This is a genomic window from Oceanococcus sp. HetDA_MAG_MS8 (genome assembly GCA_019192445.1).
GTDB lineage: Bacteria > Pseudomonadota > Gammaproteobacteria > Nevskiales > Oceanococcaceae > MS8.
Map to the genome: position 1 here is coordinate 44611 of JAHCMK010000001.1, position 13366 is coordinate 57976.

General features: G+C 59.3%; 16 protein-coding genes and 1 tRNA gene. 2 read left to right on the forward strand and 15 right to left on the reverse strand.

Annotated elements, in window-relative coordinates:
* Window positions 1–3: 3 nt before the first annotated feature.
* Both KI787_00175 and KI787_00180 read right to left on the reverse strand, forming a co-directional pair.
* The gene (locus KI787_00175; protein ID MBV6628346.1) at window positions 4–1128 is read right to left on the reverse strand and encodes an efflux RND transporter periplasmic adaptor subunit; all 1125 of its coding nucleotides are present in this window, start codon (window positions 1126–1128) and stop codon (window positions 4–6) included.
* A 276-nt stretch (window positions 1129–1404) separates the two neighbouring features.
* Complete coding sequence (locus tag KI787_00180; GenBank protein MBV6628347.1) at window positions 1405–2016, reverse strand: TIGR04282 family arsenosugar biosynthesis glycosyltransferase; 612 nt, start codon at window positions 2014–2016, stop codon at window positions 1405–1407.
* Between the two features lie 50 nt (window positions 2017–2066).
* Between KI787_00180 and KI787_00185 the strand changes: the two genes are divergently transcribed.
* Window positions 2067–2142, forward strand: a tRNA-Ala gene (locus tag KI787_00185).
* A gap of 44 nt (window positions 2143–2186) precedes the next feature.
* Here KI787_00185 and KI787_00190 read toward each other — a convergent pair.
* From KI787_00190 to KI787_00220, 7 genes are all read right to left on the reverse strand, one after another.
* The gene (locus tag KI787_00190; GenBank protein MBV6628348.1) at window positions 2187–2600 is read right to left on the reverse strand and encodes a hypothetical protein; all 414 of its coding nucleotides are present in this window, start codon (window positions 2598–2600) and stop codon (window positions 2187–2189) included.
* Window positions 2601–2823: 223 nt separating this feature from the next.
* Entirely contained in the window at window positions 2824–3321 is a 498-nt protein-coding gene (locus KI787_00195; GenBank protein ID MBV6628349.1) for a periplasmic heavy metal sensor, read from the reverse strand.
* A 12-nt stretch (window positions 3322–3333) separates the two neighbouring features.
* Window positions 3334–3621, reverse strand: a complete 288-nt coding sequence (locus KI787_00200; GenBank protein ID MBV6628350.1) for a hypothetical protein — start codon at window positions 3619–3621, stop codon at window positions 3334–3336.
* Entirely contained in the window at window positions 3614–4162 is a 549-nt protein-coding gene (locus KI787_00205; GenBank protein MBV6628351.1) for a sigma-70 family RNA polymerase sigma factor, read from the reverse strand. The genes KI787_00200 and KI787_00205 overlap by 8 nt, the downstream gene beginning before the upstream one ends.
* Before the next feature lie 57 nt (window positions 4163–4219).
* Window positions 4220–4780, reverse strand: a complete 561-nt coding sequence (locus tag KI787_00210) for an EF-hand domain-containing protein (protein MBV6628352.1) — start codon at window positions 4778–4780, stop codon at window positions 4220–4222.
* Between the two features lie 310 nt (window positions 4781–5090).
* A complete protein-coding gene (locus tag KI787_00215) occupies window positions 5091–5558 on the reverse strand; it encodes a DNA starvation/stationary phase protection protein (protein MBV6628353.1) in 468 nt (155 codons plus the stop codon).
* Window positions 5559–5692: 134 nt separating this feature from the next.
* Window positions 5693–5980, reverse strand: a complete 288-nt coding sequence (locus KI787_00220) for a DUF427 domain-containing protein (protein MBV6628354.1) — start codon at window positions 5978–5980, stop codon at window positions 5693–5695.
* 432 nt (window positions 5981–6412) lie between these two features.
* Between KI787_00220 and KI787_00225 the strand changes: the two genes are divergently transcribed.
* Window positions 6413–8569, forward strand: a complete 2157-nt coding sequence (locus KI787_00225; protein MBV6628355.1) for a hypothetical protein — start codon at window positions 6413–6415, stop codon at window positions 8567–8569.
* Window positions 8570–8618: 49 nt separating this feature from the next.
* Here KI787_00225 and KI787_00230 read toward each other — a convergent pair whose 3' ends face one another.
* The 6 genes from KI787_00230 to KI787_00255 all read right to left on the reverse strand — a co-directional run bounded on the left by KI787_00230 (window position 8619) and on the right by KI787_00255 (window position 13365).
* Window positions 8619–9350, reverse strand: a complete 732-nt coding sequence (locus KI787_00230) for an alpha/beta hydrolase (GenBank protein MBV6628356.1) — start codon at window positions 9348–9350, stop codon at window positions 8619–8621.
* A complete protein-coding gene (locus tag KI787_00235) occupies window positions 9347–9709 on the reverse strand; it encodes a hypothetical protein (protein ID MBV6628357.1) in 363 nt (120 codons plus the stop codon). Before KI787_00235 ends, KI787_00230 begins: the two co-directional genes overlap by 4 nt.
* A gap of 173 nt (window positions 9710–9882) precedes the next feature.
* Window positions 9883–10320, reverse strand: a complete 438-nt coding sequence (locus KI787_00240) for an RDD family protein (GenBank protein MBV6628358.1) — start codon at window positions 10318–10320, stop codon at window positions 9883–9885.
* A complete protein-coding gene (locus tag KI787_00245) occupies window positions 10317–10826 on the reverse strand; it encodes a GNAT family N-acetyltransferase (protein MBV6628359.1) in 510 nt (169 codons plus the stop codon). Before KI787_00245 ends, KI787_00240 begins: the two co-directional genes overlap by 4 nt.
* Window positions 10819–12528 carry a trypsin-like peptidase domain-containing protein gene (locus KI787_00250; GenBank protein MBV6628360.1) on the reverse strand — a complete coding sequence of 570 codons (1710 nt, stop codon included), beginning with the start codon at window positions 12526–12528 and terminating at the stop codon, window positions 10819–10821. Before KI787_00250 ends, KI787_00245 begins: the two co-directional genes overlap by 8 nt.
* 87 nt (window positions 12529–12615) lie before the next feature.
* A complete protein-coding gene (locus tag KI787_00255) occupies window positions 12616–13365 on the reverse strand; it encodes a sulfite exporter TauE/SafE family protein (GenBank protein ID MBV6628361.1) in 750 nt (249 codons plus the stop codon).
* Window position 13366 lies beyond the last annotated feature (1 nt).

Below are 13366 nucleotides of genomic sequence, written 5' to 3' on the forward strand. Positions count from 1 at the left end.
CGCTTAGCCCTCCTCGCGGCTCACACGGACTTGGTCGCCAGCACTGACAAAGCCCTGCCCGCGTCGGATGACCTCCACTTGGTCAGGCATGCCCGTTAGCCATGCGGTTTGGCTATCCGTGCGGATCAAGCTCACGGCATAGCGGCGCACTTCACTGCTGTTGGGTTCCACGGCAAAAATGCCCAAGGTTCCCGAACTATCCAAATCCAACAAGCTAATAGGTAGGGAGTGAGCCATGGCCGAGCCCGTACCGATCACGCCTCTGAGGGATGCGCCGGCAGGGTGTTGATCCGGGTTGTCCAAGCGCACGTCCACTCGGTAGGTTCGTGTTTGTGGATCCGCTGTATGCGCGACGAAGTGCACCTGGCCGCGAAGGTCCTGATCCTCACCCTCGCTGCCGTAAAGCCGTACGGACTGGCCACGCTGTAAAGAGCTGACATCGCGTTCGCTCACGTAGGCGACTAACCGAAGGGGATTCAGCTGTGCGATCTCGGCAAGAGGGTTACCGGTTTTGAGGTAGTCGCCCACATCGACCAACCGTGCCTCCAGCCGCCCAGCAATGGGGCTGCGAACGGTACTCGCATCCAAGTCCAATTGTGCCTGCTGGACTTGAGCCTGACTGGCTCTCAGGCTGGCTTCGCGTTCAGCGAGTTGATTGGCGCTCAGGTGTCCTTGTTTACGCAGACGCTGCGCTGCAGTGTATTCGGCCTGAGCTTGTTTCAATGCCGCCTGTGCTTGTGCGAGCACCGCTTGGCGCGCGCGCGGATCAATCCGCAGTAACACCTCTCCAGCCTGGACCTCGGCGCCCGGCTCGTGCAGCACTTCAATGACGCGCCCTTCGGTTTCCGCCGCAAGAGTGGCACTGGCCCAAGGTTGGGTAAATCCGCGGATCTGGCGACTCAGCTCTACGGGTTGAGCCACGCTGGTTTCAACTTGCACACTCACCTGGCGCTGTGCCGGAAGCTGTGTTTGCTGCGCAGCGGATTCCTCGGCGGCCGCAGGTGAGCTGCCCAGCTGGCCACTGAGAATCCATCCCGCAAGCACTATCGCTAGGGCTGCGGCGATGAGCCAAGGGCGACTTTGCCCGCCCTGCGCCCGGAAGCTAACGGAGGCGATGGATGCATTCATCAGATCAACGGTCCTTGTTTGACGCGGCGGGGATGGTCGCCAGCGACTCGCAGTACCTAGGCAATAGGTCCTGGCAAGGTCTGAGATCGCGGCATTCGCGATCATTGTCCATCCCACAAATCAATATCACTAGAGCCCATTATGGCTTAGTCACTAGCGGGTCGCGGCGGAACTCAGACCCAAAGGCCTTTGTTGGCGTATTGCTGTGCGCTGGTATCGTCGGCGGTGGGGCTGCGCTCTTGGTACTTCAGCGCCTGCAGGTCGTCGCGCTCGGAGTTATGTGCTGCGTTGCCAGAGCGCCTGAGCGGGGATAAGCCCCATGCGACGTTGCGCAAGGAAATCGCGGGGTTGGTCCAGGTCGGGTAGGGCGGGGCGTAGCAGTCGGCCGCCACCACAGCGGCGAAAGTTTCGCTGAGTTTGTCGCAGGACTTTGGCGCTGCCCCAACTCATGGCAGCCAAAGCACGTGGTTGACTGGCTGGCATGTAGAGGGCCACATAGCCTCCATCTTCAGCAGGGATCACAGTGGGTTGGAGACCGTACCGGAGGCGCTGCAGTTGCTGCGAAGTGAGGGCAGGACAATCGGTGCCAACGACAATGACGGGTTCACGCCTGCCTCCATAAGCAATCGCCTGTTGCATTTTCTGCCCCAGGTCACCACGACGTTGCCGGCGCACCTGAAGGCCTTGGCGGCGGAGCCGCAGGAACCGTCCATGGTTGGTTCGCGGTGTCGCCCAGATGGTGAGAGGCTTCCCGGTTGCACGCATTCGGCGCACGGTGTCAGCGATTAGCCAAGCCTGCAGCCGGGCAGCGCCAGCAGCGCCCAACTTGGGTATGAGACGGGTTTTGCAGCGACCTTTGGCCGGGCAACGAGCGAGAATGGCGATCACAAGAGGCTAGGCTGTTCGGTAGGAATGAATGAAGCTAGAATGAGAAGCACGGGGCGGTAGCTCAGCTGGGAGAGCGCGTCGTTCGCAATGACGAGGTCGGGAGTTCGATCCTCCTCCGCTCCACCATATAACCGGGCGCCGCCCAGGGTGGTCTTGGCGGCCACCCACAATTAGCGCCAGCCGATAACCTCATACCCTTGCTCGGCGAGGCAACGACGGACGAAGGCTTGTTCTACAGAGTCTGGGCGATTTGCCTCGCGCATGCCACCGAGCAGGCCGCGTACAGCCCCCGACGCAGCCCCAGCCTCCGCGCCTCTGCCAGCATCGCCGAAGACGCTGCCCGCAGCGGCCCCGATAGCTGCACCTGCTAAGGCCCCGCCGGCGGCTGAGCCTATGGGGTTTGCCTGGCGTCCTGCCGCCCCGTGGGCCTTGGCGCGACTACGGCACTCCACGGCCGCCTGCTCAGCAGCCGCAGGTCCCAGGGCTTGATAGGTACTGTTGGGGTAGAACACTGGGGTGGGTGCTCGGGCCGAGCAGCCCACGCTGAGCCAGCTGCAGACGATGATGAGGACACAGGCTTTCATGGCTAAGCTCCTTGATGGTCCGTATGGCTGCATACCGCCAAGCGCAGGGTGGGTTTGGCTGTCTTGCGTGTGAGCATAGCTCTAATGCGTGGCTGAAGGCATCGGCAAGCGAAGCATGGTGGCCCGCCGCTGGAGCGCAACCGCTTAGGCCGCATCAGGCCGGTGCGGAGCCCCGCAGCGTTGAGTCAACACCGACGGCGGGTCAAATTGCGAGCTCAGCACTCTATTCTGCCCCCCCCCAATGCGCTGGGGGTGGGCCGCCGGGCCTTTGCTGCGAGAGTACACCGGGGCGACGCGGCGGGCCTTCCCACTGCTCCGCCCAGCGGTGGCGGTCAGCCGGCGGAAGGGCTTTGGCGACCTCCACGACACTGGCATGCAGCCGCTGCTGCGCGGCATCGGTGCTCTCGCGCATGTGTTCCAGCGCCACCCTCATTCGTTCCGGGTCGAATGGGTCCTGCCGCAGGGCTTGAGCGACGGCTTGGCGGGCGTTGCGATGGGCTGTGCGGATGTCCAACAGATCTTTGCGCTGGGCGAGCAATTGTCTGCGCATCAGCGGCCTGGCCGCTGTTGGCAAGCTGTCTTTCAGGTGCTGGGCGATCGGAGGCACAGGGCCAGGGCCACGCTTGTGCCCCAGCATCAGCCCGGACAAAAAGAAGTTTGCACCTAAGGACAGCCCTAAGATCAGAAAAACGGCGATGAGCCAGGGTTTTGAGATCCACATAAGTTGCTCCGCTTAAACGCTGCCGTAGGCTAGGGCGACCCAGTCTAGGCTGTAGTCGGGGCTGGCTAAGCCCTGAGTGCCGGCGATAAAGCCCAACACTGCGCAGGCCGTTGCCAATCCGGAGCTGGCGGCAAGCCAGAGTGGCCAACGCCAGCCTTGCGACGATGTAGGAGGTATTTGCGCATGCTGGCTAGGGATTTGCAGCAATGTCTCCCGTAGGTCTTCGCGCAGCGGCGTGGTGGCGAAGGCTTCGCGTAGCAGCTGTTCTGGGATGTCGTTGTTTTTCTGAGTATCAGGCATGAGTGACACGCTCCGATGGTGTGGGGGGTTGGGCCAAAATGGCTTGGCGCAAGTGACGCTTGGCTCGAACCAACAGGGCTTCTAAAGCTTTGAGGCCCAGCTGCATCTGCTCCGCGGCTTGCCGGTTACTGAGGCCTTGGCCGTAGACCAAGCGCATAGCCTCCTGCTGACGGGGTGGAAGACGGGCTATGGACTCAACGAACCAATCATTTTGCTGACTGCGCTGAATTTGGCTTTCCAGATCTGCACTGGGGTCGGCCAGGTGGTTGAGGTCAGTATCGTCAAGCTCTTGGCCGCGGCGACGCCTCAGTTGATTCAATGCCAGGTTGCGGGTGATGGTGCGCAGCCAGGTGGCCAAGCGGGCTTGGTCGGGATCAAAGCGGGCCGCGCTGCGCCAGAGGCGTATGTAGGCTTCCTGGCATATGTCGTCAGCATCAGCCTCATGCTGGGTGATTTGCCAGGCCCAGTGGCGCACGGCTGCAGCATAGCGGTCAACCAGTACAGCAAAAGCCCGGGAATCACCCCGGGCTACGCGCTGCATCAGTGTTTCATCATCCAGCGCGTGGATGTGGCGTCTAAACACGGTTAGCGATCGCGTTTAGCGTCGGCCGTGCCTCTCGCGCATGCTTTGTTTGAAGGCCTCGCGCTCGTCTTGGGTGATCTGGCCATCGGAGTTGGTGTCCAGCTGGGAGAACCGAGAGTGTCCCATGGCTGCAAATTCCTGCTGTGAGATGCGTTGATCTCCGTCGCTGTCGGCTTGCATCACGCGTTGCTGCTGATGTTGGCGCATGCGGTTCTGGATCTGTTCGCGGTGTGCCTGACGCTCCTCGGGCTCGATGAATCCATTGCCGTTGGTGTCTAGGCGTTGAAAAAGCTCATCGCGGCTTTGGTCCCACTCACTTTGGGAAATTATCTGATCTTGATTGCTATCCATCTGGGCCAGGCCAGCCATTCCTGGCGGCCGCGCAATGCTGGAGGTGCTGGCCAACATAAGGCCGCTGATAAGCAGGGCAGGGGCGTATCGAGTCATATCGTCCATCCAATGAAGAGGTGATGGACCACGCTGCTTGTCTTCGCAGCAAACCGACTCAGCGTCGAAGAGTGTCTGCGCAGTCAGGGTCAACATAGGTCCGTAGAAGGTAGAGAAGCGACCGGTCATCTCTACATACCCCCCCGATGAATAAACCCTGCGCCCGCTGCAGCAAGTTTTTATTGCCTTATCTAGAGCCTGCTTTTGTAGCAGCGTCCGACCAACCGACCGACCATGAGTCGCGGCTCAATCGCGGAGGTTGGGCATTGGACCATGGCTGCAAAATTCACAGGCTCGATGTGGGGATTTGACTCACCACAAACAAAGAGTGGCTGGCGCTGCCCTGCGGACAATGCCAGCCACCTGAGCTTGTCGCTTTCATTGCTTAAACCATGACGACTTGGTCAGACATGCGCCATGGGCGTGAACCTTAGGGCACTTAGGCCAGAAGACTACGCAGCATCCATGCGGTTTTTTCATGCACCTGCATCCGCTGGGTTAACAAGTCTGCAGTGGGCTCATCACTGGCCTCATCGGCATCCGGAAACACGCTGCGCGCAGTCTTGACCACGGTTTCGTGTCCGATCACGAGCTGGCGAATCATGTCTTCAGCTGCTGGTACGCTGGTTTCTTCCTCCACGCTAGAGAGTTCGGCGAACTGCTTGTAGCTACCCGGTGCGATGCCACCGATGGCTCGGATGCGTTCCGCGATTTCGTCCACGGCCGTTGCAGCTTCCAAATAATGTTCTTCGAACATTTGGTGCAAGGTATTGAACATGGGGCCGGTGACGTTCCAGTGGAAGTTGTGCGTCTTCAAGTACAAGGTGTACTCATCAGCCAGCAGGCGCGATAGGCCTTGTGCGATGACTTCACGCTTGGCTTGGTCAATTCCGATATCGATTTGCATTCAGCGACTCCTTCAAAACTTTGTACGTGAAATGAGGTTAACGCGTTATCCCATAGACTCCAATGAGGTCTTTCTCTTGCCGCAATAGCCAGAGGGTATCGAGCTTCCGGAAACCCAGGGAATGGATGGTGGGGTTATGGTGAGGGTTCTACCTGCACACCATTCCAAAAGGCCACATGCCCCTGAATATGCTGCGCTTGAGGCAGAGGATCGGGGTAGTACCAGGCGGCATCCTCCAGCTGTTGTCCGGCAACCACAAGGTGATAGTAGTGAGCTGTGCCTTTCCAATTGCAATAGCTGGTGGTATCACTCGGGCGCAGCACTTCCGCATCGAGACTATGGTCGGGAAAGTAATGGTTGCCCTCCACCACAATCGTGTCGTCGCTGCGTGCAATGACTTGTCCCTTCCAAATGGCTTGCATGGTTCACACTCCTGATCAGTGATGGTGCTGCGGCGACCGCTGGCCTTTTCTCGACGCTATGGCGTGATGCGGCCGAGTACCAACAGCAGCGCCTTGAAGCCATTAATAGCACGCAGGGTTATGTCATGGTTTGGTCACATTAGACAGGGGCCCTAAGAATTGCTTAGGGTGAAGGCGCGGGAGGCGGCGCGCCTTAGTAGCGTCCCTCAACATTCAGGCGTTGGTGTCCGCCTCTCAGGCGGCCATTGGGCTCCACTTCAGTGTTGAGCCTCTCACGGCGGAAGCCCGAGTCAGCATTCGATATGGAGCGCGCCGAGTATTTGCTGTTGCTGCAGCTAGCCCTGCAGCTGCGCAATTCTGAGACTGCGTTCTTCCTGGCTGACGAGCCTGGGCGGAGCAATAGGGCGCTGGGCTTAGGTAATATCGCGTCCCATGAGTAAACAACCCCAATATCATCGCCAAGCAGAGGCTTTGGTCGATGACATTATCAACACCTTAGGCCATGACATTCGCATCGGTTTGCCTCTGGGTTTGGGCAAGCCGGTGCAGTTGGTGAATGCGCTATACCAGCGCGCCAAGGCCGACCCCAAGGTCCAGCTAACCATTCTGACTGCGCTGTCCTTGGATAAGCCCCAACCCAGTAATGCCCTGGAGGCCAGCTTCCTCAACCCCTTCTTAGACAGGGTGTTTGCTGACTGCCCGCGACTGGACTACATGGTGGATCGGCTCGCCGGACGGGTGCCGCAGAATGTGCGGGTGCTGGAGTTCTTCTTCAAACCGGGCTCCGAACTCAAGAATCCGCGAGCACAGCAGGACTACATCAGCTCTAACTATACCCATGCAGCGCGTGATGTGTTCCAGCAGGGTTGTAATGTCGCGGCGCAGCTGGTGGCTAAGCGCGAAGACCAAAACGGCGTTCGCTTCTCCTTGTCCTGCAACCCGGATACAGGCCCAGAACTGTTAGACCTGCTGCGCAGCAGCGGCCGTCGGCATCTGGTGATCGCCCAGGTCCACGCCGATCTTCCGTACATGGTGCATGACGCAGAGGTGCCGGAGAGCACCTTTGACCATGTGCTTGAGGCTCCGGAGCTAAACACCCGGCTGTTTTCTACCCCGAAGCAGCCTGTGGCCCCAGCCGATCACGCCATTGGCCTGCACGTATCGTCGCTGATTAAAGATGGTGGCACCCTACAAATTGGTATTGGCGCCATGGGCGATGCCATCGTGCACGCACTGTGTTTACGGCAACAGTCCAACGCTCTCTACCAGCAGCTCATTGAGGCGGCGCCGCATGCCGAATGCCAAGCCCCATTGGTAGAGCAGTTTGGTGGCAAAAAACCCTTCCGTAAGGGTGTTTACGGCGCCACGGAAATGTTTGTGGATGGCTTCTTAGACCTGTATGACGCTGGCATCCTCAGCCGCCGGGTCTATGACGATGAGCATTTACAGACCCTCATCAACCGCGGTGAGGTGGATCCCAACGACCTGCAGCCCGAAGTTCTGGATGAGCTCGAGGCTCTGGGTGAACGAGTGATTCGCGGGCATGAGTTTGAGGTTTTGCAGCGGCATGGGCTGTTTGTGGATGATTGCCGCTACGAGTTGGGTCACATCATCGCCCCAGATGGGGAGCGGATCATGGCTAATTTGGCCATTCCAGAGTCACGCGCCGCGCTCAAGGCCAAATGTTTGGGCAAGCGCTTGCGCAATGGAGTGGTGTTACACGGCGGCTTTTTCCTCGGTCCGAACAACATGTACGCCCGTCTCAACGCCATGTCGGAGGAAGAGCGAGCTTTGTTCGCAATGCAGGGGGTCTACAAGATTAATCAGTTAGACCATGCGCCGGATTTGTACAAAGCACAGCGTATTGACGCGAGGTTCGTGAACTCCGGTCTCATGGCAACGCTGCAAGGCGCCGTGGTGAGTGATGGCTTAGCCGATGGGCGGGTGGTTTCTGGGGTTGGGGGACAGTACAACTTCGTGGCCATGGCGCATCACTTGCTCAGTGGCCGCAGCATCTTGATGGTACGCAGTCATCGAGGGGAAGGAGAGCAGGCCCAATCGAACATCCTGGCCGAATATGGGCATTGCACCATTCCCCGCCACCTGCGCGATATTGTTGTAACCGAATACGGTATTGCTGACCTGCGCAGCCAAACGGATGCGGAGTGCGTCAAGCGTATGCTGAGAATTAGCGATGCGCGATTCCAAGATGAGCTTCTCGCGAAGGCGCGCCAGGCCGGCAAAATTGAGGCCGAGTTCCAGATACCGGATCAGTGGCGACGCAATACCCCGGAGAATTTGGCAGCTTGGCTAAAGCCAGGACAGCAAGCGAACTACTTAGGTCGCTTCCCCTTGGGTACCGAGCTGAGCAAAGAAGAAATCGAACTTGGCGCTGCATTGAAAACGGTCAAGGCGCGCGCCGAAAGCATGCCGCGCTGGTCCCTGTTGCTGCGCGGTCTGCGCAGTACGCCCGCAAATACACCCTTGGCGCGATGGGCTATGGAACGCATGCAGCTCGAGCGGCCCCAGGGTTTGCAGCAGCGCGTGGTGCGCAGCTTGCTGCTGGAAGCTTTAAGCCAGTCAGACTAAGCCGGCCCTCTTCACTTCCCGATCGCCAGTGCTTAACCCGCAGAGTGGCTTAAGACACCTTGCGACGAGGTTTGCTGGTTGTGCGCCGCATAGCTTTGGGGTGCGCCAAGAGGCGGGCGCATTCTTGCCAAACCTGGGGGTTCGCCGGCAAGCCCATGTGCGAGCCGCTCACCACAACATTGCGCGTGTGAGGACGCTCGGGCTCCATAGCGGCCTTCCAGGGTACAACCCCGTCGCTGCGCGTGTAGATGGCAGAGCAGGGCACAGGAGGGGGCTCGCGGCGTTTGGCCATGGCGTCCGGGTCCACCGATTTGGGTGTGCCCGGGTTGCGTAGGCGGAAGAGGGCGTCGATGGTGGTGTGGTCGGCGTCTTGGATTGGGCTGCCCAAGGTGATGACTTGGCGAATCCATTCCGGTTGCCGGCGAGCAAACTCTCGCGCAAACACGCCGCCTAAACTCCAGCCAATCAGGCTGACGGTACTGCCACTGGATTCGAAGTCCTGTTGGATGCCGGCTGCGAGTTGCTGCCCGATGTCTTTGGACATGCCCATGTTCCGGCCTAGCTCCCAGCCACGGCATTGATAGCCGGCCTCAGTCAGAGCCTTACGTAAAGGCGCGGTAGCGCGGTCATTGGCGCCAAAGCCTGGGATCACCACCACATGATGGCCATCACCGCGCTCCAAGTCTGGGCTGCGTGTGAGCCAGGTTCCAATGACATACTCGGGTATGGCGCGCGCCTCCAGCGGCAACCAATGCCAAGGCGTCCGAACTTTGGTGGTCATGAGATCACCCCGCGACGCTGCAGAACAAGGACTCCAATATACAGTGCCAGCCCCAGTAATCCAGCAATCAAACCCTGATTAATTTGGGTTTGCATTTGACTGCGTTCGCTGGCGTATTGGTGCAAAACCTCCTCACGAATGGCGGCTTTGGCGTCGATTCGCTCTTGCTGGCTGGGAAGGTCTTCACCCGCTTGTTCGGCGCGCACCATATCCAAGGCATAGTTGAGTTCGACGGCCATGGCGAGTTCCTTGGGGTCGATCTCGGGAATTTGGCGCATTTCGTACCAACGGTACCCGGCCAAGGCAAAACCCACGCAAAGCAGTAGGGCGGGCAGGGTGCGGGGGTTGGCGAACAGCATCGACGACTTATCTCCTCCAGAACAGCGTCAAAGTGTAACGCGGTGCTACACGAATTGCCGCCTCGCTGAGCAGGCTTTGTATAGCCTCGGGCTCGGCATCATCAGTGCGCTTGTGCGGGTGCTGCGCACAGACCCAAACTGGGACGCTGTGGCGCGTTTTGCTTAGCGCTTTCTTAGGTGCGAGGCGGGGCCGGGATGTAGACCACTTCCGTGCGGCTGAGGCGGTCGTGCCAGCTGCGACGCCGAGAATCCAGCAAGATATTCCACATCCCTAAGCCCAGCAGTAACCAGCTCGGAATGGCGCAAATCAGGCGAAGAGCAGCAATAGCCGGAGTCACAGGACCGCCGTCCTCACGGCGAACTTGAAGTCGCCATGCGCGCATCCCTAGTGTTTGCCCACCTTTGGACCAAAACCCGATGAAGAAACTAGCGGTGGCGGCGTAAATGACGACGCTAAAAAGGGGGTTACCTCTAGGGACGGCTTCGCCTCCGGTAACCAACAATGCAGCAAAGCCTAATACGAACCATAAGGCCACAATGAGCAGGGCGTCGTACAAGCTCGCAGCCAGCCTTTTGGGTAGGGACGCCGGAACAACCAGAATTTGGGTCATTGAGCCTGAGCGAATTCGGTCAGTGGTAGCCCCAACTCATCCAGCACACTGGCTAGAGTTCTTTGCGGCGGCTCTAAGGAACGCTCCATGGGCGTGTGTAGGATGCCCGCCTCGATGAAGTCATCGCCGCAGACGCTAAACCCCGCGGCGGTATAAAAAGCAACGGCATCTTTTTGTGCGTGCAAACTCACCCGGCGTAAGCCACGGTCGGCTGCGCAGGCTAGTAGGCCGCGTAATACGCGTTGCCCCAAACCCCGTCGCCGGTGCTCGGTGCGCACGGCCATCCGTCCTATACGACCCTCGGGCAGCATGCGGCCGGTTGCCAACAGGCACTGGGTGTCTTTCTCCCTCAGGCTTAAATGGAAGCAGTCGCCATCACGCTCATCCATCTCCACCGATTCTGGTACGCCTTGTTCTTGAACGAAGACTGTTCTCCGCAGGTCGCGTACCGCGTCCAGGTCACCACCGGCACCCGGACGAATGAGTTCTACTTGCACATTAATCATGACGAATCCCGCGGCCATGCCGGCCTCTGCCATACAGTCCTACTAAACCCAACAACACGAATATCGGCCAGCCTGCAGCCCCACCGCGCAGAGAATCTAGGCTGCGGGAGTCAACCTGGCTGGGCTCAGCTCGTGTCACCGTGGCGCTGGCCTGACTCACGTTTCCGAAACGGTCCATGATTTGATATTCGATGTCGTCCACCGCGGCATTCCCAGCGGAGTAGAACAGCATGCCTTCGCGGACCTCGACCTGTCCCGATGAGGCTTGAGCAGACAAAATACGCAGCGGGCGGAGGCCGCTGTCGTTGATCAGTACAGCTAAGGGTACGGCGCGGGATGGTGCTGCCGAGAGGACATAGTTGTCGGAGCGGGCATCGGCGCGTACCTCGGTGCTATCCAGGCCATCAATGGCGCGTTCACCGGATCCGATGGGGTCCAACCACGCGCGCAGCTGCTCGGCAGGATCAGTGCTGGGAGTCCAGCCAAAGTCGAGTCGACCGTAGAAATCGGTGCCACTGGCGTTATCGCAGCTGGAGGTGCCTCCAGAGAGTTGACCGACCACGCGCCCCAGATCATCAAACAGTCCAGAACCGCTAGATCCGGGCTCGGTCACCCCCTGTTCCCAATTCACAGCCCAACTCTGTACGGGCTCTCCATCGACCAGAGGGCGATCTTTGCGGGGGCGACGGTTAAAGGAGCTAATCCGCTTCTCATCACCATTGGGGTGATGCACGCTCACGCCAGAGTTAAAGGTATCGCCGGTACTGTCCCAGCCGGCGTAGTACACATCGAAGCTTGTTGGTGGGTTCTGGCGCAGGCGTAAGAGCGCGAAGTCTGGGTCGGAGCGGCGTGCTAACAAGGTTCCGCCAGACTGGTTTTGGCGGAGGCTGCCATCAGGATTCCCGCCACAACTTGAGGTTTCAAAGTTCCAATACACCACCGTGTTGTCGGCATTGCTCGCAGTGAGGCCGCAGTGATCGGCTGTGAGCAGCAAGGGGGTGCCGTCGCGCGCGGTATTGTTAAGCAAAACTGCGCTGCAGCGTGCGGTTCCGTTGACGGTAATGCGCGCTGTGGCCCGAATGGCTTCCGGCCACGAATCACCCAATGGGCAAGCAGTATCGATATTGCAGCTGCCCGATTTGGTTTGCGCCGTATCGTTGGCGCGGCTACGCCAAGGGCGATAGCCATGTTGCACGCCGCGAATGTGCAGATCTGCTCGGTTCGCGGCGGCTTGATTGGCAAACTCCATTTCCAACACCATCGATGCGCCGGGAACGATGGGAGACTGGTAACTCTGCCGCTGGTGAAGGTCGGTGATCTCGTGCCAAACCACGCCCTGCGAATCGGCAATGCGGAGAATGCTTCCGGCGGGAATTTGCAGATTCATTAAGCGCGCGCTGAGCGATAGTGCGCCAGTGGACTGATACTGCAAGCGCCATACGGGCTTATCGTCGCGCGTCATCCATTGCCCATGTTCACGCAGGCTATGACGCAGGGGGACGTTGAGAGCGTAGTCCAAGGCGCGCCCTTTCACCACCGGGCGCTGGAGAGCATCGGCTACGGCGCTCTGTAAGGCTGGCAAGCGAATGCCGGCGAGCATATCCAACCCTTCCAATATGGGGCGGGTCAGAGCACTAGCGGGAAGGCTCAAGCACAGCAGGGCGAGTGCTACGATTTTTTGACGCATGTGTAATGCAGGCATGGCAGAGTCCATCATTGTGCCAAGCATAGGGCCTGGGCTCCAGTCGTGAATACGGCTCAGCTTGGAGTCTGAGATGCGTTTGGTCACTCAGGCGCCGGGTGATAGCCCTGGCCAAGAGCGCAGAATTAAGGTGAGTCCTGCCATGACCAAGACCAAGTACAAGCCCCGTCGGAACAAATTGTCGGAGACCTTATAGTGCAGCCAATCGCCCGCGCGCAGGCCCAGCCAGAGCACTGGCATCGCCCACAGGATGTGCGTCCAAGACTGCTCATCTACACGGCCACGCCAGATGAAGCTGGCAAACAACACGCTGTTGGTGAGCAACCAGATACACAACAAACTGGCGCGAAAGCTCTGCCTAGAGAGCTGCATACGGTCCATAGCGTAGGCGATGAAAGGGCCGCCACTGGCATACAGGCCTTGGGCCAACCCGCCAATACCCAAGCTAAGCCAACGCTGCAAAGGAGCAATGGGTTGAGGAGCTTGATGCACTCGCAGGCTTTCCCAGCTGGCAATGCTGGTGACTAACACTCCATAGCCCACCGCCAGCCACTGGGAGCGTAGCCATATGCTGGTTACCGCGCCGATCAGGAACCCGATTCCAGCCAAAGGCAACACCTGCTGCAGAAGCAGGTTGAGAGCGATGTGCTCCCGCGAACGCCAGGCCAACCAGCCAGACAGCGGAATATTGAGCGCTACTACCACAGGCAATAGTTGCTCCAGCGGCCACAGATGGGCGCCTAGGCTCAGAGCGATAATGTTGGCTCCAAAGCCAATCATGGCCTGCGTGGTGTAGGCCATGAAAATGATCAGTCCCAACAGTACAACCGTGATCATG

Excerpts from the sequence above, each read along its gene's own strand:
- KI787_00225 (MBV6628355.1), top strand. The coding sequence starts at position 6,413 with ATGAGTAAACAACCCCAATATCATCGCCAAGCAGAGGCTTTGGTCGAT.
- KI787_00250 (MBV6628360.1), bottom strand. The coding sequence starts at position 12,528 with ATGCCTGCATTACACATGCGTCAAAAAATCGTAGCACTCGCCCTGCTG.
- KI787_00220 (MBV6628354.1), bottom strand. The coding sequence starts at position 5,980 with ATGCAAGCCATTTGGAAGGGACAAGTCATTGCACGCAGCGACGACACG.
- KI787_00245 (MBV6628359.1), bottom strand. The coding sequence starts at position 10,826 with ATGATTAATGTGCAAGTAGAACTCATTCGTCCGGGTGCCGGTGGTGAC.
- KI787_00240 (MBV6628358.1), bottom strand. The coding sequence starts at position 10,320 with ATGACCCAAATTCTGGTTGTTCCGGCGTCCCTACCCAAAAGGCTGGCT.
- KI787_00255 (MBV6628361.1), bottom strand. The coding sequence starts at position 13,365 with ATGATCACGGTTGTACTGTTGGGACTGATCATTTTCATGGCCTACACC.
- KI787_00200 (MBV6628350.1), bottom strand. The coding sequence starts at position 3,621 with ATGCCTGATACTCAGAAAAACAACGACATCCCAGAACAGCTGCTACGC.
- KI787_00175 (MBV6628346.1), bottom strand. The coding sequence starts at position 1,128 with ATGAATGCATCCATCGCCTCCGTTAGCTTCCGGGCGCAGGGCGGGCAA.
- KI787_00205 (MBV6628351.1), bottom strand. The coding sequence starts at position 4,162 with ATGCAGCGCGTAGCCCGGGGTGATTCCCGGGCTTTTGCTGTACTGGTT.
- KI787_00230 (MBV6628356.1), bottom strand. The coding sequence starts at position 9,350 with ATGACCACCAAAGTTCGGACGCCTTGGCATTGGTTGCCGCTGGAGGCG.
- KI787_00210 (MBV6628352.1), bottom strand. The coding sequence starts at position 4,780 with ATGACCGGTCGCTTCTCTACCTTCTACGGACCTATGTTGACCCTGACT.
- KI787_00235 (MBV6628357.1), bottom strand. The coding sequence starts at position 9,709 with ATGCTGTTCGCCAACCCCCGCACCCTGCCCGCCCTACTGCTTTGCGTG.
- KI787_00215 (MBV6628353.1), bottom strand. The coding sequence starts at position 5,558 with ATGCAAATCGATATCGGAATTGACCAAGCCAAGCGTGAAGTCATCGCA.
- KI787_00190 (MBV6628348.1), bottom strand. The coding sequence starts at position 2,600 with ATGAAAGCCTGTGTCCTCATCATCGTCTGCAGCTGGCTCAGCGTGGGC.
- KI787_00195 (MBV6628349.1), bottom strand. The coding sequence starts at position 3,321 with ATGTGGATCTCAAAACCCTGGCTCATCGCCGTTTTTCTGATCTTAGGG.